We start from the raw sequence: 18541 nt of genomic DNA, 5'->3' as shown, positions 1-18541 counted from the left end.
CGTTCTTGCTATTCTTCTCGCAGACCTTATGTCTGCACGTCGCTGTCAGGCAAAATCATGCAAGAAGCACGCCGATGACTCGCTAGGGCAACAAAACCAGGGGCTTATCCTCTATTGCCAGATTCCTTGGCATCATGGGATGTAACGTTTTCCGACACAGCGTTGTTAATGTCGTGCAAGCCTGGTCATCCCGGCGGATCGTCAATGGAATACCTCCCTGGCATGAGAATGCAGGTCACGCCAGGCCAGCCAGTGGAACCGCCACTTCGCGGACAGGCCGGAGCCGGGCGAGAGACAATCGTCCCGAACGTACGTGTCGTCGCGCCCACCGAGGAATCCTTCTTCAGCGTATATTGAGGGGGTGAAATACCGCTCGAAGGACTGATGGGGGACCAATCTTCCGAGACGAGGACGCTTGCTCGCGAATTCGTGAACGCCGATTCTCAGTGCATAACGGAGATAGAGCGCTGAGGGCCGGGGACCGTTCACCAACTGACCACCGGACAGAAACGGGATACTCCGTACCTCGGAAAACCTCCCCATCAACTCCCGATATAACCGGAAATTGCACTTCTGATCGAAGGGGATGGAACCGGCGACCTCGACGAAGTGGCGCGTCGAACCAATCAGGTAGACGGGGCGGTCCACAGCGAACACCTTCAGTGGATTGATGGACGTCCGATTCCGTGAACGATTGCGCAGCACAAACTCCTCTATACCGACTGCATCGTCCGAGTATTTCGCGGTCTCCTCACGCCACTGGTCGTCAAACCCTGAGCGCATCGCATCGAGGAAGGGCTCCTTGAACACCGACTTGGCCGCGACCCACTTTTCCGATTCCCAAGTCGCTCCTTCCGATCGACGCCATTCCGCGAAACCCCCTCCGGGGTTATGCAGATCCACCAATAGTGCGCCTGGGATAAGTCCCTCCCAGACAGGACCATTTTCCTCGATGAACGCATGTATCTGTGAAATGAACAATCCGAGGCTTGGTGTTGCCGCATCGGTCGATCGCAGATAACTCAGAAACTCCGAAGACGAATAGAAATCCCTCGAGGCACAGCGAGTGGCGATCGGAAACCCGAGGGCTCTGCCTACACGTCGAGCAAGAAGGCCCTCTACGTTCGCTCGCTCGCCCGGATTGTCGACCATAAGAGCGGTCGCCTCGACATCACGTTCCCTGAGCAGACAGCCAATAAACCGTGAATCGAAACCGCCACTCAAGAGAAGAGTCGCCCGTCCCGCCGGCTGCTGTCCCAAATACAGATCCCGGCTTTCACGTGCCGCCTCCAGCACGTCGGCCACGCCATGTACATTCGAGCGCGCCGGATATCGCCACGATTCGCTCTGCACGAGCAATCTTCCTTGTCCATCGAAAACATTGGTATTGCCAGGCGGGAAGCGGCGGATATCGGCCGATAACGTGCGATCTCCCAGAGTATGGCCAAGCAGTATGAAACTGGCCCAACTCCCGGGGTCCGGCTCCGATGATCCGAAAGCCTGTGTCTGCGTGGCGATTCGCAGGCAACCCCCTTGTCGTGCGTAGTAGAGGGGAAACAGACCGAGGAAATCCGTGGCGACGATCAATCGCTCCTCGTCACCATTCCAATATAACGCGGCGAAGATACCGTCCCACGTGCCAAAGACCTGCCGTGCCTTTCCGGAGTCGGCTGGCACTTGCAGAGGCCCCGCTCCTAGAGGCGTGCCCATCACCGCCAAAAAAGCGTTGTCCCGACTCAGCAGGGATCCTCCCCACAGTGCGACAGAACACTGTCCCACCCGACACGCGCCTTCAGACGAACGCGACGGGTACTGATTCTTCAGTAAAATTTCGGGTTCATCTCTACCCAGAACTAACGCGAGTCGCATATTCAAAGGCCTACGAGCGAAAAATCCACATCGGGATATAGTGAGGCAATTGTCGCCACCCTCTCCCGTTGTGATTCAGTAAGCATTTGTGACCCTCGGCCAACTATTCCCACGTTGCGGCGGACGTTCTCGGGTCGCTCGTTCTGCAGACGATCCACCGTCCGGGAGATGCGCTCCGCCTCAATTTCCACCCCGCAGAACTCGAGTATCCGCGCACCCATTACTGCCCAGTCCTGTTTCGCATCCTCGTAACGCACCAACAGAACTTCACTGCGCCCGTTCCGCAGCACCTGCTCCCAGGAGACATAGAACGAGATCAGCCATGGCGCTGCGTAATCGACGAGGAAATCAAATTGTCGTTCCTCCCCGAGACCCGAAAACCCGGAAGGCGGATACAGACCGGGCAGGCTGTTGAGTTCGGGCTGCAGTGCGTGGTCACGCATACTGACAAGCACATCGAGGACATTTCTGACCAAGACAACAGGTCGAAGAGCAAATGCTTCAAGCAGATTGAGGTTGTGCCGGTTAGCCTTGAAGTGTTGCTGCGTCACGGTTCCTCTGCCCCAGGCATCCATAACCTTCGGAAGATACAATTCCTGCTCAGTATTGCCGTACGCGCATGCGAGATAGGCATCGGAAAAGCCTGTAACGGATTGCAATACCCGACTGAGAAAAGTCGAACCGGACTTCGGCATCGACGTGAGTACGATAGACGGGCCCTGCCGACGAAATCGTCTCCTGACGGAAAAAAGAAACCAGAGCAATTCGTCATTAGGCAGCAACGGCATCTGGATCTCCGAATTGGCCCAGGGTCTGCAGCGGAGGATGATATTACTTTCTTTAGGGGCAGCCCCCAAGGCTATCAACCCATTGACTAAGCAGCTGAATACCGGAGCCGTCCACCAGAGTGCTCCCCAACGGCGGCATGCGATGAACGTCCCTTCGGTTCGACCGCACCACCAGAATCGAGCGGCTGGCATCACCCGGCGCGATAATCCGCGCCTCCGTAATGCCAAGGTCACCCTGCAGTGGCACCTCGTCACAGGTATTGGTCTGCGCCAGGGGCGTGAAGTAGCGCAGATCGATATTCGAAGGCGTCGGCCCGTTCGGCTGATGACAATTGGCGCAGTTCGTGTGGAGGTAAGCCCTCGCCCGGTCCTCCAGCGATGCTGACGTATCCGCCGGATCCGCCAACCGCGGCAGGTTGGCCGGCGTATCGGCGAGCGGGGCGGCCAGCACGTCGATCTCGTCAGCCGTCACCAGCTGGTTGGCCGTAATGCCCGTCGAGGGGTACGTGAACTCACTATTGAGCTGGGCATGCTCGAGGCCCAGCGAGAAGCCCGCCACCTGGGTGTGGCATTCGAGGCACTGCGCGCCGCTGGGATAGATCCAGGTCTGCCCGCCGATGTCTTTCGTCTTGCCGCCCTCTACCCGCGTCGCCTCGGTCTGCGCGTCGTTCCACTCGTAGGTATAGCCGGCCCAGTCGCCGTCGTTATGCCGCATGAACAGCCTCGTCTCGATGAGATCGCCGCCCAGACGGAAGTTCTTCACGAGAACGGAGCCAGCGGGAAAGACCCAGTCGTCCTCGGCGTCCACGTCGACCGTGGCGCCGTCGGGCAGCGAATACCAGCGCTCTTTCCCGGCGCCGTCCGACCAGAAGGCGGCGATGGGCTCATAGGGGATCAGGCCTGCCGCTGGCTGCGTGGGATCGCCCGGATCCACGCAGCCGGTCTCCGACAGATTATCCGCCACCGAGCCGCTGGAGCTGCCGCCCGCCGCCACGATCCGGCGCACCGTGTTCGCGCCGTAATCCATGTACAGGAGCTCGCCGTTCTCGTCCTCGGCGAAGGAGACGATGGAATGGCCCGTGGCGAGCAGCGTCTCGTAGCCGTAGCCGCCGGCACCGTCGTCCACCGAGGCGAAGATCTTGCCGTTCAGGTCGGCGAACACATAGCGGCCGGCCAGCTCCGGGATGGCAGCGCCACGGTACACGTAGCCGCCGGTAATCGAGCGGCCGACGCCGTGGTCGTACTCGATCACCGGATCGATCAGTCCCGCCGGGCACACGCCGGAGGTGTCGTAGTCGTGGGCACCCTCCCGGCAGCGCCAGCCGTAATTGCCGCCCCGCTCGACGATATCCACCTCCTCCCAGGCGTTCTGACCCACGTCGCCCACCCAGAGCGCATCGGTGGCCGAGTCGAAGCTCCAGCGCCAGGGGTTGCGGAGCCCCCAGGCGTAAATCTCGGGGCAATCCGTCGCTCCGTTCCCGTCGCTGCAAAGCGCATTCGGCGCGAATGGATTGTCGGCCGGAATGCCGTAGGGAGTGCCGTTGTCCACGTCGATCCGCAGCATCGCACCGTGCAACGTGGTCGTGTTCTGGGCCAGGTCCTGGGGATCGCCGGCGCTGCCGCCGTCGCCGAAGCCGATGTAAAGAAAGCCGTCGGAGCCGAACAGGATGTTGCCGCCGTTATGGTTGCTGTAGGGCTGATCGAGGGTCAGCAGAATCTCCTCGCTGGCCGCATCGAGGGTGACACCGCCGTCCGGGCTGGTGAATCGGGATATACGGGAGGTCAGGCTGCCCGTGGTGTACGAGAGATACACCTCCCCGTTGGTCGCGAAATCCGGATGGAAGGCGATACCGAGCAGGCCGGCCTCGCTGGCGCCGGAGCTGACCCGGGCGCTGATATCGACAACGGTCGAGTAGCTGTCCACCGCTGGCGAGTTTTCGAACCGCCGGATGCGGCCGGCTTTCTCCACCAGATACCAGTGGCCGACATCGCCGGGCGCCTGGCGCAGCGCCACCGGCTGACTGATCGCCGGCAGGCTGGGGAAGGCGACCTCGGTGTCGATGCCGGTGACCTCCACCGGCGCATCGCCGGCCAGGCAGGCGGTGTTGGAGGGGCGCTGGTCGAGGCCCGAGACCGGGCCGCCGGCGCCGTCATCGTCGTCCTGGATTGTGCCAGTGCCTTCGTTGTCGGCCAGAGTGGCGTTGTCGGCATTCGAGAGAGTCACCGTGAAGGTCTCGTCCCCCTCCGCAACCGTATCGCCGAGCACGGCGACTTCGATCGTGCGTTCGGTGATGCCCGCACCGAAGCTCAGCGAACCCGTCGTGGCCGTGTAATCGTCTCCGGCCGCCGCCGTGCCGTCGGCGGTCGCGTAATCCACCGTGACCGTGCGACCGGATTCGGCGTCCAGTGACACCGTGAACGTCATCGGGGCGGACCCGGCGTCGCCTTCCGCCAGTGAGGCATCGGCGATGCTCAGCGACGGCGCATCGTCATCATCCACGATGGTGGCCTCGGCGGCAGCACTCGCGAGTGCCAGACCGCTCGCATCGCTCAGCCGCAATGTGAACGTCTCGTCCGCCTCGTCCAGGGTGTCGCCGAGCACCGGCACGGTCACGGTGGCACTGGTCGCCCCGGAGGCGACGTCGAGCGTCCCGGACACGGCCGTGTAATCCTCTCCGGCGGTGGCGGTGCCGTCCGCGGTCTCGTAGCGGACGGAAGCCGTACCGGGCGCGCCCTCCGAGAGTGTGATCGTGAAAGTGGCGTCGACCGTGCCGGAATCCCCTTCCTGCACCGTCGGGTTGTCGATGCTCGCCGAGGGCAGCCCGGGATCCGGGTCGGGGTCCGGCTCGCCGGAATCCGAGCCGGAACTCCCGCCGCAGGCCGCCGCCAGCAGACAGCCAAGCAAGAGCCCTGCGTGCCGCAATCCACCGATATCCGTCATCACGTCGCCCTCGACTGCCATGTCAATGGGTCGAAACTATGCCCGGATCGGCACCGTTGCAAGCGCCGCTGCGCAGAATCGCTGCACCGCGTCACGAGTGCCACACGACGCGCTACGCGGACGGCACCCGCGAGGATTCCTGCGTCAGTCTGCAGCGGACTATTTGCCACCCGGGAGCGACCGAGTCTTTGCCAAGTCCAGTCCCATCCTTGCGATCGTGACTTAATGTAATTTCTAGCTGAGGTGTCGCCAATGAGCGACACCAAGACCATGATTTATATAAGAAAAAATTCGCCCACGCCCTTGCACCGACAAATCGGCTGGGGTTTAATCGCATCCGGCTGGGACAGGCGCCCCATTGCGCAACGGACCGGGTTCGAGAAGTGAGCTGTGACTCTCGTCACACTCCGGCAACTGCGGTCCCGCTTATGTCACATGCCGATTGCCGAATCGGGTTATGTCAGGGAAACTGAGAACCCGAAAAGGGCAAACCCGCCGAAAGGCGGGGACGCAAAGCTTCCGGTCTAAGGGCGAACGCCTAGGATAGCGGGGTTACCGAATTGATCAGGCCTGGCATACCCGTCGGCCGCCTCGGTTTCCACCGGCTCTCTCTTCCGCCCAGACCGACTTCGGATCTGAACTCAGGTGGAGATCGACATCGTGCACAGACGCACTCAGGCGAGAGGGACAATTTCGCGAACCGCCGCCATCGTCGCAGCGGCAATGTGGCTGGCCGCCTGCTCGTCCGGCGGCTCCGACGCAGCCGGGGACGGGTCGAATCAGAGCCCGCCACCCGGCGGTGGCTCATCGGGCAACAACCCGCCAACGATCAGTGGCAATCCGCCCTCTTCAGTCAAGGTGGACGAGAGCTACTCATTCCAGCCGAATGCCTCGGACCCCGACGGTGACACCATCACCTTTACGGTCCAGAACAAACCGTCCTGGGCCGATTTCAATGCCTCCAGCGGGGCCCTGAGCGGGACACCCCAGGCTGGGGATGAAGGCACCTACGGCAACATCCGCATCACCGCGAGCGACGGCTCCGACACCGATTCGCTTGCCTTCTCGGTGACGGTAACCCAGGTTGGCACCGGCTCGGTGACGCTTTCCTGGACGCCGCCAGCGGAGAACACCGACGGCTCGGCGCTGACCGACCTCGCCGGCTACAAGATTTACTACGGCACCAGCTCGGGCAATTATGGTAATACCGTCACCATCGACAATCCGGGCCTAACCACCTACGTGGTGGAAAACCTCAGCCCGAACACCTACTACTTCTCGGCCACGGCCTTCAATTCAACCGGTATCGAGAGCGACTTCTCCGGCGAGGCGGTCAAGTCCGTCAACTGACGGCGGGGCGGGAGAGCGCCTCTGTCGCCCGCTCGGCCAGCGGGAACACCGCCGTCAGCCCCGGGGATTCGATGCCGAAAAGGTTCACCAGACCCGGGATGCCGTGGTCGCCCGGCCCCTGGATCAGGAAATCCGCTGCGGCCCCTCCCGGCCCGCTCAGCTTCGGGCGGATGCCGGTGTAGCCCGGTGCTAACGCCTCATCTCCAAGGTCCGGATAGTAACGCCGGATTGCAGCGGCAAAGGCGGTTCGCCGGCCCTCGTCGAAGCTGTAATCGACACTCTCGATCCAGGCCACATCGGGGCCGAATTTCGCCTGCCCCGCCAGATCCAGCGTCACGTGAATACCGAGGCCGCCGCCCCCGGCCACGGGATAGACCAGCCGGCTGAACGGCGAACGCCCGTGCAGCGTGAAGTAGTGACCCTTGGCCAGGTACAGGCGCGGGATTGCCTCACGCGGGAAGCCGGTGATCGTGCCGGCCACGCGCGTGGCCCACAACCCTGCCGAATTGACGAGGCTGTCACACTCGACGGCGAACCCGGCGTCGTCATCGAGGTATACGGTAAAACCGGTCGTTCCCGGATCCACGCGGGTCACGCGGCTGCGGCACACGACCAGGCCGTCGCACGCCTCCAAGTCCGCCCGCAGCGCCTGCATGAGGCTATGAGAGTCCAGAATGCCCGTCGACGGCGACAGCAGCCCCCCTGCCGCCCGCACGGCCGGCTCCAGCGCCCGGACCTCGCTCGCACTCAGCAACCGGAGATCGTGGACACCGTTGCCCCGGGCGCTGGCAAGATAGCGCTCCAGCAATGCCAGCTCGTCATCGGCGGTCGCCACGATCAGCTTGCCGAGCCTGCGGTGCGGGATACCACGCTCTGCGCAATAGGCGTAAAGCGCCTGCTTGCCGGCAACGCAGGCCGCCGCCTTCAGCGAGCCGCGGGGATAGTAGATTCCCGCATGGATCACCTCGGAGTTACGGCTGCTCGTGTGCGCGGCGATCTCTTCTTCGGCCTCAAGCACTACGACCTGACGGCCGCGCATGGCCAGCGCGCGCCCGACAGCAAGCCCGATGACCCCTGCACCCACGACTACGCAATCGACTTTATCGGCCATGCTGAACGCCACCTTTCACTCGTGCGTGAGTCTCTGCCGACCCGTCCACGGGATCAAGTACGCAGTTCACGGCAATGCCCGCCGGACCTGACGCACAGCGGATTCTGCGGAGAGCGTCACGTACAATACGGGCGGTTCTGCTAGTCTTTTCTTATCGTTCCACCGGTCTCCTCCAGGGCAATCAGACGCCATGCTTTTGCACGAACTCATTTTCTCCGCGGCCGAGCGGACGCCGGACGCGCCCGCACTCCTGCGGGGTAACGGGAGCCTTGAGTACGGCCAACTGGCCGACAGCATAGGCAGGACCGCCACTGGTCTCACTGCGCTGGGGCTGCGCCCCGGCGAGCGGGTGGGCGTCTATCTCAACAAACGTATCCAGGCCGTGCAGGCCTACTTCGGCGCACTGCACGCCGGCGGCGTCTTTGTGCCGATCAATCCGTCACTGAAGCCGGCCCAGGTGGCGCATATCCTGCGCGACTGTAATGTCGCAGCCCTTGTTACCACCGAGGCACAGGCCCGGAGCCTCACGGAAGTCCTCGGCGACTGCACGGATCTGCGGCATCTCGTCATCCTGGAGGCCGGCGCAGACGGGATGGAGGCGCCGCGACATGTCCAGACCCTGGCGTGGAAGGATCTGACAGCCGGCGAACCCGGCACCTCCGTGCGCCGCATCGACACCGACATGGCAGCGATCCTCTACACCTCCGGCAGCACGGGCAAACCCAAGGGCGTGGTGCTGTCTCACCGGAACATGGTGGCCGGCGCGCTCAGTGTGGCGGAATATCTCGAGAACACGGCGGACGATGTGATCCTCGCCGTACTGCCCTTCTCTTTCGACGCCGGCTTCAGCCAGATGACCACGGCCTTCTCGGTGGGCGCCTCGGTGGTTCTCATGGACTATCTGCTGCCGCGCGACGTCCTGAAGGCAGCCGCCCGCTACCGCGCGACCGGCCTGGCAGGCGTGCCGCCTCTCTGGACCCAGCTCGCGCGGCTCGACTGGCCGGAAGACGCCGTACAGAGCCTGCGCTACATCACCAATACCGGCGGCGCCATGCCCACGGCGACCCTCGGAGAATTGCGGCAGCGGCTGCCGAGCACCCGCGTCTACCTCATGTACGGCCTCACCGAGGCCTTCAGGTCCACTTATCTGCCGCCGGAAGAACTGGACGCGCGGCCCACTTCGATGGGCAAGGCTATTCCCAATGCCGAGATCATGGTCGTTCGCGAGGACGGCTCGCCCTGTGCACCTGGCGAACCCGGCGAACTCGTCCACCGCGGCGCCCTGGTCTCCCTGGGCTACTGGAACGACCCGGAGCGCACCGCGGCCCGATTCCGCCCTGCGCCAAATCAGCCGGCCGGCCTGCCATTCCGGGAAGTCGCCGTCTGGTCCGGCGACACGGTCGTGAAGGACGAGGACGGATTCCTCTACTTCGTCGGACGGAAGGACGACATGATCAAGTCTTCCGGCTACCGCATCAGTCCGACGGAACTGGAAGAGGTGATCTACGGCACTGGGCGCGTGAACGAGTGCGCGGCGCTCGGCATACCCCACTTCGATCTGGGACAGGCGGTCGTCATCGCCTGCCACTCGGAAGCAGCGGGGGACGAGACGAAAGAGGCGATACTGGCGGCCTGCCGCCAGTCCCTGCCAAACTACATGGTGCCGGCGGAGATCGTTTTCCGCGAAGCCCTGCCGCGCAACCCCAACGGCAAGATCGACCGCAAGCGGCTCGCAACCGAACTCGAGGATCTGTTCCAGGAAACGATTGACCGATGACCGATACGCAAGAACACCCGGCGTTGGCCAGCCTCCGGTACGAGGATGACATCCTGCTCTGGGGCGGACGCAAGCTGACCGAGATAGCCGCCGAGACCGGTACGCCCTTCTACGCCTATGACCGCACGCGGATGTCGACCCGGGTCGCCGAGCTGACGGAGGCCCTGCCCGAGGGGCTGCACCTGCACTACGCCATGAAGGCCAACCCGATGCCGGAGGTCGTCCGCCACATGGTCGGGCTGGTCGACGGCCTCGACGTAGCCTCGGCCGGCGAACTCGAGGTGGCTCTGGCCACCGGCGTGGATCCGGCCGACGTCAGCTTCGCGGGCCCCGGCAAACTGGACTTCGAGCTCGAGGCGGCCATCCGTGCCGGCATCACCATCAACATGGAATCCGAGGGCGAGATGCGCCGCATCGCGGCCCTGGCCGGCAAGCACGGCAGCCGCCCGAACGTGGCCATCCGGGTGAATTCGCCGTTCGAACTGAAGACCTCCGGCATGAAAATGGGCGGACGGCCCTCGCCGTTCGGCGTCGACGCCGAGCGGGTGCCTGCGATGCTGGCCGAACTCAAGTCACTCGACCTGCACTTTCGCGGGTTCCATGTCTACTCGGGCTCCCAGAACCTGCGGGCAGAGGCCATCATCGAGTCGATGACCAGTACCGTCGACCTGGTCATCCAGCTGGCCGACTCGACGGACCTCGATATCTCCTTCGTGAACCTGGGCGGAGGCCTCGGCATACCGTACTTCCCAAAGGAGCAGCCGCTCGATCTGGCGGCAATCTCGGCGCCGGCCGACGAGGCGGTCTCGAGGCTAAGGAAAGCGCTCGGGGACCCCGAGATCATCATGGAACTGGGTCGCTACCTGGTGGGTGAGGCGGGCATCTACGTCTGCCGGATCATCGACATCAAGGAATCCCGGGGAACCCGGTATGCCATCACGGATGGCGGCCTCCACCATCATCTGGCGGCTTCCGGCAATTTCGGACAGGTTATCCGGAAGAACTACCCTGTCGTGGCGATCGAACGGCGTGACACCGCAGAACCGGTGACTGTGGTAGGTCCTCTCTGCACACCGTTGGACCTGCTCGGCGACAAGGTGACGATCCATCAACTGGAAGCGGGCTCGCTCGTTGGCATTCTGCAGTCCGGCGCCTACGGAAAAACCGCCAGCCCCGAGCGGTTCCTGTCGCACCCCACCTGCAGCGAAATTCTCCTGTAAATCGGCGAGAGACCATCGGCGCCGCATAGAGGCAGACTTCCGCTCTAGGCGCCACCTTCCAGGGCCAGAGCCACTTCGTCGGGAATATCCTCGAGGTCCTGGGCTCGCTTGAAGTCCCGAATCGAGGATCCCGTACAGGCCACGTCCTGCGCCGGAGCACCAACGCGGTTGCGGCAGTCGCCCAGATTCACCGTACGGAAATCGATGCTGAAACGGGTCTTGCCGGAAACGTTCGGCACACTCGCATGCAGCTGGGCCGCAGAGAATACGATGAGTCCCCCGACGTCACAGACCAGGGTAGTCGCCTTGCTTTCGTCGATCTCGTTCTTCGGCCCCGGCAGCGGCCGGGTATCCTTCTTGACCTGGCTAGCCGCGGCGAATCGATGCTTGGCATTCCAGACAGCATAGTCATACCCGTCGCTGTCGTTCGGAACCACCTTGTCGAAGAACTCCAGATAAAAAGACATGCCATTCCCCGGGGTTATCGGGTAAATCGGCGTCCACCAATTGATCTGACTCTCCGGCGCCGAATACCAGGTATCTCTATGCGGATGCCACGCATAGGCGATCCCGGAGGTGAGATATCCATCACTTGTAGAGGACCGCATCCGCGGCACGTCGAAGTACGTATCGGCGGGATCGCAGCCTCGCTCGGCGAGAATCGCGGCGACGTACCGTTTCGATTCCGGATGATGAATGAAGTGCGGTTTCAACTCTTTTAGGATCTCGATGTAGCGCTCAACCGGTAGATGATGCTGGGCTGTTTCGGGGTCCAGTCCGTCGAAAGCTTCAGCAATGAGACCATCCGCGAAAGCACAGAATTCTCGAGCGAGATCGGTCGGACGATATACAAAGATTGCTCCACGATAGAGAGCCTCACGGCGCTCTGGATCACTGAGCGGGGAATCGAAGTGTATCTCGGCCATCAGAGATTACCTCCAGCAATCGTCCGCGAGACCCTACGGGCGACAATCAACGGAAAATTACGGCTTTGCGGCAGTAGAAAGCCTCAGCGTATCCGCTACGTGAGCGGCATTCCACACCCCGGATACGCAACAACGCGGAGAGCGCATCATCGGTAAACCAGTCCTTATCCCGTTGGGTCTCGAAGAAGCGCCGAAGCCCCTCCAGCTTGATTCCCCTCACTTCATCGCTCACGGGGACATAGGCGTTTGGCACACCGAGATCGCCATCAAATTTCAGAATCTCATACTCGAGAATCAAATGGTCACGGAACGTCTGCCAGGTCACTTCTGCAACCGTACGGTGATCCTGATGCAGGTCCCCTCGATAATGGGTGAACACGATGTGAGCCGGGAAACTCGCCCTCGCCGCCTCGAGGGTCCGCTTTATCGCCCCGAGTTGCGCCGGGAATGTACCGTCCGGGAATTCGTGAATGTGAATCTCCGCCTTTGCGAAACCACTCGTAAAGTAGGCGGCACTGTCTCGCGCCTCATCGGCGCGCTGACCCTCGGCTGACAGGACATGCCAGGAGACGTGAGCGGCGGGATACTGCTGGGCCAGCTCCAGGATCGTTCCGCCGGCCCCGATCTCGATATCGTCGCTGTGAGCCCCGACACACAGTATCCTGATCGCACGATCGGAAAACCCACCTATCTCCAATCCGATCATCCTCGTTATCTCCTAGGTGCCGTTGGGCCAGACTTCCCACGGGCGGTCACCGCGACCATGCATACGGTCGAACATGATCTTGTCTTTGAAAGTATCCATCGCCGCCCAGAAGCCATCATATTTCAACGATCCGAGGCGTCTCTCGGCCATGAGGCGGGCAAAGGGCTCCTCCACGAGTTCGTCCCCCTCTTCCAGATAATCGAAGATCCCCTGACTCAGAACCATGTAGCCGCCATTGATCCAGTAGTCCGCAACCGCGGCCGCTCCGAACTGGGTCACCACGCCGTCGTCGTCGACCTCGAGCTGATGGAAGGATTGTGCAGGCTTCGCACTGAGAAAACTGGCCACCATCCCCTTCTTCCGATGGAATTCAATCAGATCCGGCAGCGGAAAATTCGAGAGCTGGTCGCTATAGTTCGCCAGAAAGATATCCTCTCCTTCGAGCAAATCCCGCACGCTCCGCAAACGCTGACCGATGTTCGCGTGTAACCCGGTATCGACGAACTGGATGGACCAGTCGGCTATATCGCTCACTGCCGGTGTCAGTCTGTTACCGCCCTCTTCCATCGTGAAATCGCGGTACAGATAACTATTGTAGTCGAGGAAGAACTGCTTGATCAGCTCCCCCTTGTAACCGAGGCAGAGGATGAAGTCCTTGTGCCCGAAATACGCATAGTATTTCATCAGGTGCCACAGGATCGGGCGGTTCCCAACGTCCACAAGTGGCTTCGGGATCACGTCGGAATGCTCCCGGAGCCGAGTGCCGAATCCGCCACAAAAAAGTACAACTTTCATGCCGCCATCCTACGCTGATTCGTCGGCAAGCAGCCCTGAGTCACACAACTCCACGGCCGTCGCCGCGAGAGCGTCGAAGTCGATGCCGGACCTGACTGCGATATCCAGCAGCGAATTGTGGCCATCGCACTGATTCAACAGCCAGAGCATCGCGGATTCCCTGTCCGGTATACCGGTACCGCCGGTATTGCGATAGAGACCCCTTCGCCCCAGCTGTGGCTCACAATAGGGTTCTGTATTGGAAAGGTAGCGGTTTCTGTCCAATGTCTGCAGGATTTCCGTCACAACTTCCACGGACTCCGCGAGCCGATCCTCCGTCACAATATCCAGATTGTCTGCGGAGCTATGATATTCAGGGTATTCGCCGTTCGCTGAACGGGTTAGCCGACCAACCGGGAGATTGATGCCGGGCGAGCCGAACTGGCGCTCATCATAGCCGTAGGGGGAAAAGTCGACAATCCTGTTGTCAGTCGAGCGCCGATTGAGGACATAGTCGGCGACGCGGTCCACCTCTGCGCTTCCCGCACGAGAGCGCTTCCATGCAAACGGCGCGTCGTCCCCGAGGAGGCCCACCACGAACCCATGTGCGATCCGGGCTAGTTGTTCGCGGTGCTGGCTCAGCCACACAATCGATCCGATCGTTCCGGGGCCGAACACGATCCGTACACTGTAGCGGCGACGTCCTGCAGATATCAGGCGAGCGCCCACCGCAGCGGCAACCGCGATACCACTCAGATTGTCGTTACACAACGAGGGGTGGCACGTGTGCGTATATAGCAGGATCTCGCTATCCAGTTCGCCGGGTATAAAACACTCCGCATAGGTAAGGCTCCCGGGTGACCGATCCGCATCGACATGCACCCGGTAATAGCCGTCCGCGAGTGACTCACGCAGACGGTGCGGCACGCAAAAACCCCATTGCTCCGCGTAGTAGCTCGTACGATACGGGATCCAGTCCGGATGCTCCGGGATAGAAAAGAGGTGCCCATCCAGGGTGGTGCGGTCCACCACCATATCCACCGGAACACTGTAATTGAGCACGTGGAGATTGGAGTCCCGGAAATCCACGATCCGCCGACCTTCGGTGTCCTCGATCCAGGCCTCACGAATGTTCCATTCATCGGGGACGATCCAGTCGAACACTTTCGTCCCGCTCGGGACCTCTGTTACTTTCAGCGGTAGCCAGTCCCCGAGAATATCGAAAGTCCGCCTGACTCCGTCGCCGGTTATGCTACGACAGATCGGATACAGCGCCTCCACCAGTGGGAGAAGTGCACGATCGGCATTCAAGTCGCGTACTCCGCGAGGGGCGCCAGTACGCCGGTATCCAGGTCCGGGTAGTTGGCATCGCGCGGGTGGATACGCACTACCTCGCCCGGCATCTCTATACCGAGCGAAGGATCATCCCAGCGGATTCCGCGACCCAGATCGGGAGCGTAGTAATCAGTCATCTCGTAGAGCACCTCCGACTCGTCCGCCAACGTCAGGAAGCCATGGGCGAATCCCGCCGGCACGAACAGTGCCCGCAGATCGGACGCATCCAGGCGAAACCACTGATGTTGCAGAAAACTGGCGGAACCCCGTCTGAGGTCGACTATCACATCCGAAATCGCTCCACGGACGCATCGTACCAGCTTCGCCTCGAAGGACGGAGGTGTCTGAAAGTGCAGGCCCCGGAACGTGCCGGCCTTTCGATTGAACGAGAGATTGGTCTGCACGAAATCACCTGGCAGCCCATGATCGGAAAACTCGCGAGAGCATCGTAAGCGCGTAAAGTAGCCTCGCTCGTCGGAATGCTTTTCCGGCTCCAACAGCCATGCACCCGCCAGCTCGGTCTCCACAAAGCGCATCAGACCGTCCAGAAATAGCTATCGTCTATCTGACCCGTCGCTATCAGCTCTCTGATGCATTTGAGCCGCGTGTAGGGAGCCGCCTCGAAGTCCTCGCTACGCATGCCAATGCGCTCGAATACTCGACGTAACTGCAGCGCTCCCTCGCGCGCCGTCCACCGACAGCGAAATCCTGGTAACGCAGCACTTATCTTCTCGAACGAGACTCGGTAGCTGCGGTTGTCCCCGCCGCTTGGGCCGAATGTCAGCTCGCACTCCGGGAACACCTCTTTGACAATCTCGGCAATTTCCCGAATACGGTAATTCTCCGAATCGGCTCCTACATTGAAGATCTCTCCGTTGATAGTGTCCACCGGTGCGGTAAGGCAATTGAGGATAGCCGTACCAATGTCCTCGATATGAACGATCGGTCGCCATGGCGTACCATCACTCGTCATAGCGATCTTGCCCGTAGTCCAGGCGAGCCCGGCCAGGTTATTGAGAACAATGTCGAATCTCATTCTCGGTGAGGCACCATAAGCGGTGGCGTTGCGGAGAAATACCGGCGCGAAGTCCTTATCCGCCAGCCCACCGATGTCCTCCTCCACACGCACCTTGCATTCGGCATAAGCAGTCTGTGGGTTCACGGCTGAAGACTCGTCGACTACGGCCTCATCCGCAACGCCATACACACTGCAGGATGATGTGTAGATGAAGCGCTTCACTCCCGCTGCTTTCGCCGCTTCCGCAAGTCGAACTGAACCACGATGATTAATGTCGAACGTAACCTCGCGATTGGATTCACCAAGGGGATCATTCGAGAGCTCGGCCAGGTGCACGACGGCGTCTACGCCTTCCAGAAGGTCCGGACCCACCTTGCGCAAGTCACCACAGATAGACAGCGGAGCGACAGACAGATAGCTAGGATCCGTGAAGAGCCAGCCTCTTCGATAATAGCCCGTATCGAAGCCGACGACCTCATGGGACTCCTGCATCAACCGGGGCGCCAGCACCGCACCGATGTATCCGTCTGTTCCCGTCACGAAGACCTTCATTGCGTCACCCCGATGAAAACCACTATTTATACGAAACGAGGAATTAGATCGCTGTGTCGTGCCGCACAGTTCCTTCGGGATCGCCTCCAGGCCAGGGACATCTAGCCGTTTCCTCGCGTGTATGCCGCAATGGTCTGCATTAATCCGTCGTCAAGGCTCACTTTCGGACTCCACCCCAGCCCCTTCCTCGCGAGTTCGAGATCGGCCACTCTCTCCGGCTCCCCAGGCCGATCGGACCTTGCGCCGAAGCGCGGTTCGACGCGCGCGCCCATGAGGCGAGCTATCCGACCAACGATGCTGCGCAGGGACAGCAATTCTCCTCGTCCGAAATCGAATACGCATCCCTCGACACCCGGCGCCGTGCCAGCACGTACAAAGCCATCGATCACATCACTAACGAATATCCAGTCTGCTTTCCACTCCCCACTGCTCAGCACGGGCGAGTCGTCTGCCGCGAAACAACGAATGCAATACGGTAAGACCTTCTCGAACCGCTGACCAGGCCCGAAGGTCATGAAGGGACGTGCGACAACCACCGGCGCGTCGTACAGCAGATAGAACATGCGACCGTACATCGTGCTGACGGTCTTTGCCGCCGCATAAGGGGAGGCGGGGACTTCTTTGCACGCCTCGAGCAGCGATCCGCTGAGAACAATGCGGGGGCCTCCTGCCGTAGCGGCATGGGTCATGAGGTTTACCGCGCTGGTAACGTGACTGTGAAAGGTCGGGAGAACGAGATCCAATGCTGTCCCTGCACCGACAGACCCCGCAAGATGAAAGACGATGTCCGGCTGGACCCTGTGAAGCACCCTACCGGCAAACGCAGCGTCCACCATATCGCCTTCGTGATACTCGACTGGCGATTGCCCGTCCCCCTCTTGTACGGCTCGGGTGGTCGCGTGCACCTCCCACTCACGCTGCACAAAGGCCCGGCATAGGTGTTGGCCGAGAAATCCCCGGCCGCCGGTAATCAGTACCTTTCCCGCCATTTGACAAAATCCTGATCGGAGTATCTCGATGGTGCCCAAAGATAGCGGAAATAATGGGCAATCCGCTGTGAGATCACGATCATCAGTATAAAATGTGGGCGAGTGCACAGACCAGCGGCACGACACCATAAACAATCTTGCGACACGAGTTGGTCCGCAGCAACAGGAAGGGTTGATGAGTTGGTTTCAGACTGAATTCGCGGCAGGCAAGTGGGTGGAAGTCAAGTCGCCTGCCGAGATCATGGCAACACTCGGTGAAGACGGAGTATTGGATGAACTGCCGTTTATGCCGGAGATGCTCGAGTATTGCGGACGACGGTTTCAGATATCTCACTCTGCGCACAAGACCTGCGATACCGTAACAGGGAGCGGCGGCCGGCGCATGGAGAATGCCGTTCATTTGGCACATCTACGCTGCGACGGCAGCTTCCATGGTGACTGTCAGGCACATTGTCAGATTTTCTGGAAGTACGATTGGCTTCGCCCCGTGGAAGGGCCCGGTCATTCCGAAACGGCGGACATCCCTGAATCCATTAAGAAAGGGCTCTTGCCCACGACAACGGCATCGCCTCGGGGCCCAGACACGGTCTATTCCTGTCAAGCTACGCGCCTCTTCGATGCCACAAGTCCACTCGAGAGAACGAAGCTGACTCAATACGTCGCGGACGTCCGGAGTCGAAATGTCAGTCTTGGAGAAGCTCTGCGCATTCTCTTTCTTGCAGCCGTCTTCAATTTGCGTCACATCGGAATCGGTCATCGAATTTCCGTTCGTCTCTATGACGTAACGCATCGACTGTTGCGCGGGAGCCCTGCCCCCAGATGGACAGGATCCATACCGCAAGGCGAGCCAACGCCGGACGAACGACTGGACCTTGAGGTCGGTGAGTTGGTTGAGGTCAAGTCGATGGATGAGATCCTCGCGACACTCAACAAACGTGGCCGTAACCGCGGGCTGAGCTTCGACCCGGAGATGGTGCCCTATTGCGGTAGCCGGTTTCGCGTAGCCAAGCGCGTGACGAACATCATCAACGAGGCCACCGGGGAGATGATGCAATTTTCGAATCCCTGCATTGTGCTCGACGGGGTGTTCTGTCAGGGAAAATACAGCGCACTGCGGCTGATGTGTCCCAGGCGCATTACGCCCTATTGGCGCGAAATCTGGTTGCGCCGTATCGACGAATAGCA

Annotated in this window: 15 protein-coding genes and 1 riboswitch; of the genes, 4 read left to right on the top strand and 11 right to left on the bottom strand. The window is 61.0% G+C overall.

What is annotated here, in order from left to right:
• Nucleotides 1-201: 201 nt before the first annotated feature.
• The 3 genes from ACJMKZ_RS16785 to ACJMKZ_RS16775 all read right to left on the bottom strand — a co-directional run bounded on the left by ACJMKZ_RS16785 (nt 202) and on the right by ACJMKZ_RS16775 (nt 5619).
• The gene (locus tag ACJMKZ_RS16785; RefSeq protein ID WP_405234568.1) at nt 202-1710 is read right to left on the bottom strand and encodes an asparagine synthetase B family protein; all 1509 of its coding nucleotides are present in this window, start codon (nt 1708-1710) and stop codon (nt 202-204) included.
• 161 nt (nt 1711-1871) lie between these two features.
• Nucleotides 1872-2657 (bottom strand): sulfotransferase domain-containing protein, encoded by a 786-nt coding sequence (locus ACJMKZ_RS16780; RefSeq protein WP_405234372.1) that lies wholly within the window; start codon nt 2655-2657, stop codon nt 1872-1874.
• 52 nt (nt 2658-2709) lie between these two features.
• On the bottom strand, nt 2710-5619 hold the full coding sequence (locus tag ACJMKZ_RS16775) for a PQQ-dependent sugar dehydrogenase (protein ID WP_405234371.1): 2910 nt from the start codon (nt 5617-5619) through the stop codon (nt 2710-2712).
• A 454-nt stretch (nt 5620-6073) separates the two neighbouring features.
• A riboswitch (cyclic di-GMP riboswitch) is annotated at nt 6074-6158 on the top strand.
• A gap of 85 nt (nt 6159-6243) precedes the next feature.
• Between ACJMKZ_RS16775 and ACJMKZ_RS16770 the strand changes: the two genes are divergently transcribed.
• Complete coding sequence (locus ACJMKZ_RS16770) at nt 6244-6948, top strand: putative Ig domain-containing protein (protein WP_405234370.1); 705 nt, start codon at nt 6244-6246, stop codon at nt 6946-6948.
• Here the strand turns inward: ACJMKZ_RS16770 and ACJMKZ_RS16765 are convergent.
• The gene (locus ACJMKZ_RS16765; protein WP_405234567.1) at nt 6941-8059 is read right to left on the bottom strand and encodes an NAD(P)/FAD-dependent oxidoreductase; all 1119 of its coding nucleotides are present in this window, start codon (nt 8057-8059) and stop codon (nt 6941-6943) included. The genes ACJMKZ_RS16770 and ACJMKZ_RS16765 overlap by 8 nt on opposite strands.
• A 190-nt stretch (nt 8060-8249) precedes the next feature.
• Between ACJMKZ_RS16765 and ACJMKZ_RS16760 the strand changes: the two genes are divergently transcribed.
• Together ACJMKZ_RS16760 and ACJMKZ_RS16755 are read left to right on the top strand one after the other, a co-directional pair.
• Complete coding sequence (locus tag ACJMKZ_RS16760) at nt 8250-9836, top strand: acyl-CoA ligase (AMP-forming), exosortase A system-associated (RefSeq protein WP_405234369.1); 1587 nt, start codon at nt 8250-8252, stop codon at nt 9834-9836.
• The gene (locus tag ACJMKZ_RS16755; protein ID WP_405234368.1) at nt 9833-11056 is read left to right on the top strand and encodes a pyridoxal-dependent decarboxylase, exosortase A system-associated; all 1224 of its coding nucleotides are present in this window, start codon (nt 9833-9835) and stop codon (nt 11054-11056) included. Before ACJMKZ_RS16760 ends, ACJMKZ_RS16755 begins: the two co-directional genes overlap by 4 nt.
• Nucleotides 11057-11100: 44 nt before the next feature.
• On the opposite strand, the gene ACJMKZ_RS16750 is transcribed toward ACJMKZ_RS16755, so the two are convergent.
• The 7 genes from ACJMKZ_RS16750 to ACJMKZ_RS16720 all read right to left on the bottom strand — a co-directional run bounded on the left by ACJMKZ_RS16750 (nt 11101) and on the right by ACJMKZ_RS16720 (nt 17356).
• Nucleotides 11101-11982, bottom strand: a complete 882-nt coding sequence (locus ACJMKZ_RS16750) for a phytanoyl-CoA dioxygenase family protein (protein WP_405234367.1) — start codon at nt 11980-11982, stop codon at nt 11101-11103.
• Between the two features lie 46 nt (nt 11983-12028).
• Nucleotides 12029-12688 (bottom strand): PIG-L deacetylase family protein, encoded by a 660-nt coding sequence (locus tag ACJMKZ_RS16745; protein WP_405234366.1) that lies wholly within the window; start codon nt 12686-12688, stop codon nt 12029-12031.
• 12 nt (nt 12689-12700) lie between these two features.
• Entirely contained in the window at nt 12701-13483 is a 783-nt protein-coding gene (locus tag ACJMKZ_RS16740) for a sugar phosphate nucleotidyltransferase (RefSeq protein ID WP_405234365.1), read from the bottom strand.
• A 9-nt stretch (nt 13484-13492) separates the two neighbouring features.
• Nucleotides 13493-14773, bottom strand: a complete 1281-nt coding sequence (locus tag ACJMKZ_RS16735) for a DUF4910 domain-containing protein (RefSeq protein WP_405234364.1) — start codon at nt 14771-14773, stop codon at nt 13493-13495.
• Complete coding sequence (rfbC, locus tag ACJMKZ_RS16730; RefSeq protein WP_405234363.1) at nt 14770-15333, bottom strand: dTDP-4-dehydrorhamnose 3,5-epimerase; 564 nt, start codon at nt 15331-15333, stop codon at nt 14770-14772. Before rfbC ends, ACJMKZ_RS16735 begins: the two co-directional genes overlap by 4 nt.
• Nucleotides 15333-16367 (bottom strand): NAD-dependent epimerase/dehydratase family protein, encoded by a 1035-nt coding sequence (locus ACJMKZ_RS16725; RefSeq protein ID WP_405234362.1) that lies wholly within the window; start codon nt 16365-16367, stop codon nt 15333-15335. The genes rfbC and ACJMKZ_RS16725 overlap by 1 nt, the downstream gene beginning before the upstream one ends.
• Nucleotides 16368-16468: 101 nt before the next feature.
• Nucleotides 16469-17356 (bottom strand): NAD-dependent epimerase/dehydratase family protein, encoded by an 888-nt coding sequence (locus ACJMKZ_RS16720; protein ID WP_405234361.1) that lies wholly within the window; start codon nt 17354-17356, stop codon nt 16469-16471.
• Nucleotides 17357-17531: 175 nt separating this feature from the next.
• On the opposite strand from ACJMKZ_RS16720, the gene ACJMKZ_RS16715 reads away from it, so the two are divergent.
• Entirely contained in the window at nt 17532-18539 is a 1008-nt protein-coding gene (locus tag ACJMKZ_RS16715; RefSeq protein ID WP_405234360.1) for a hypothetical protein, read from the top strand.
• Nucleotides 18540-18541: the final 2 nt, after the last annotated feature.

The organism is Lentisalinibacter salinarum (assembly GCF_040706555.1).
GTDB lineage: Bacteria > Pseudomonadota > Gammaproteobacteria > Steroidobacterales > Woeseiaceae > Lentisalinibacter > Lentisalinibacter salinarum.
The sequence above is the reverse complement of the archived record's forward strand: the minus strand, read 5'-3'. Positions and strand labels throughout refer to the sequence as shown.

Coding starts and splice junctions, on each gene's coding strand:
- ACJMKZ_RS16785 (WP_405234568.1), bottom strand. CDS start 1,710: ATGGGCACGCCTCTAGGAGCGGGGCCTCTGCAAGTGCCAGCCGACTCC.
- ACJMKZ_RS16780 (WP_405234372.1), bottom strand. CDS start 2,657: ATGCCGTTGCTGCCTAATGACGAATTGCTCTGGTTTCTTTTTTCCGTC.
- ACJMKZ_RS16775 (WP_405234371.1), bottom strand. CDS start 5,619: ATGGCAGTCGAGGGCGACGTGATGACGGATATCGGTGGATTGCGGCAC.
- ACJMKZ_RS16765 (WP_405234567.1), bottom strand. CDS start 8,059: ATGGCCGATAAAGTCGATTGCGTAGTCGTGGGTGCAGGGGTCATCGGG.
- ACJMKZ_RS16760 (WP_405234369.1), top strand. CDS start 8,250: ATGCTTTTGCACGAACTCATTTTCTCCGCGGCCGAGCGGACGCCGGAC.
- ACJMKZ_RS16755 (WP_405234368.1), top strand. CDS start 9,833: ATGACCGATACGCAAGAACACCCGGCGTTGGCCAGCCTCCGGTACGAG.
- ACJMKZ_RS16750 (WP_405234367.1), bottom strand. CDS start 11,982: ATGGCCGAGATACACTTCGATTCCCCGCTCAGTGATCCAGAGCGCCGT.
- ACJMKZ_RS16745 (WP_405234366.1), bottom strand. CDS start 12,688: ATGATCGGATTGGAGATAGGTGGGTTTTCCGATCGTGCGATCAGGATA.
- ACJMKZ_RS16740 (WP_405234365.1), bottom strand. CDS start 13,483: ATGAAAGTTGTACTTTTTTGTGGCGGATTCGGCACTCGGCTCCGGGAG.
- rfbC (WP_405234363.1), bottom strand. CDS start 15,333: ATGCGCTTTGTGGAGACCGAGCTGGCGGGTGCATGGCTGTTGGAGCCG.
- ACJMKZ_RS16725 (WP_405234362.1), bottom strand. CDS start 16,367: ATGAAGGTCTTCGTGACGGGAACAGACGGATACATCGGTGCGGTGCTG.
- ACJMKZ_RS16720 (WP_405234361.1), bottom strand. CDS start 17,356: ATGGCGGGAAAGGTACTGATTACCGGCGGCCGGGGATTTCTCGGCCAA.
- ACJMKZ_RS16715 (WP_405234360.1), top strand. CDS start 17,532: ATGAGTTGGTTTCAGACTGAATTCGCGGCAGGCAAGTGGGTGGAAGTC.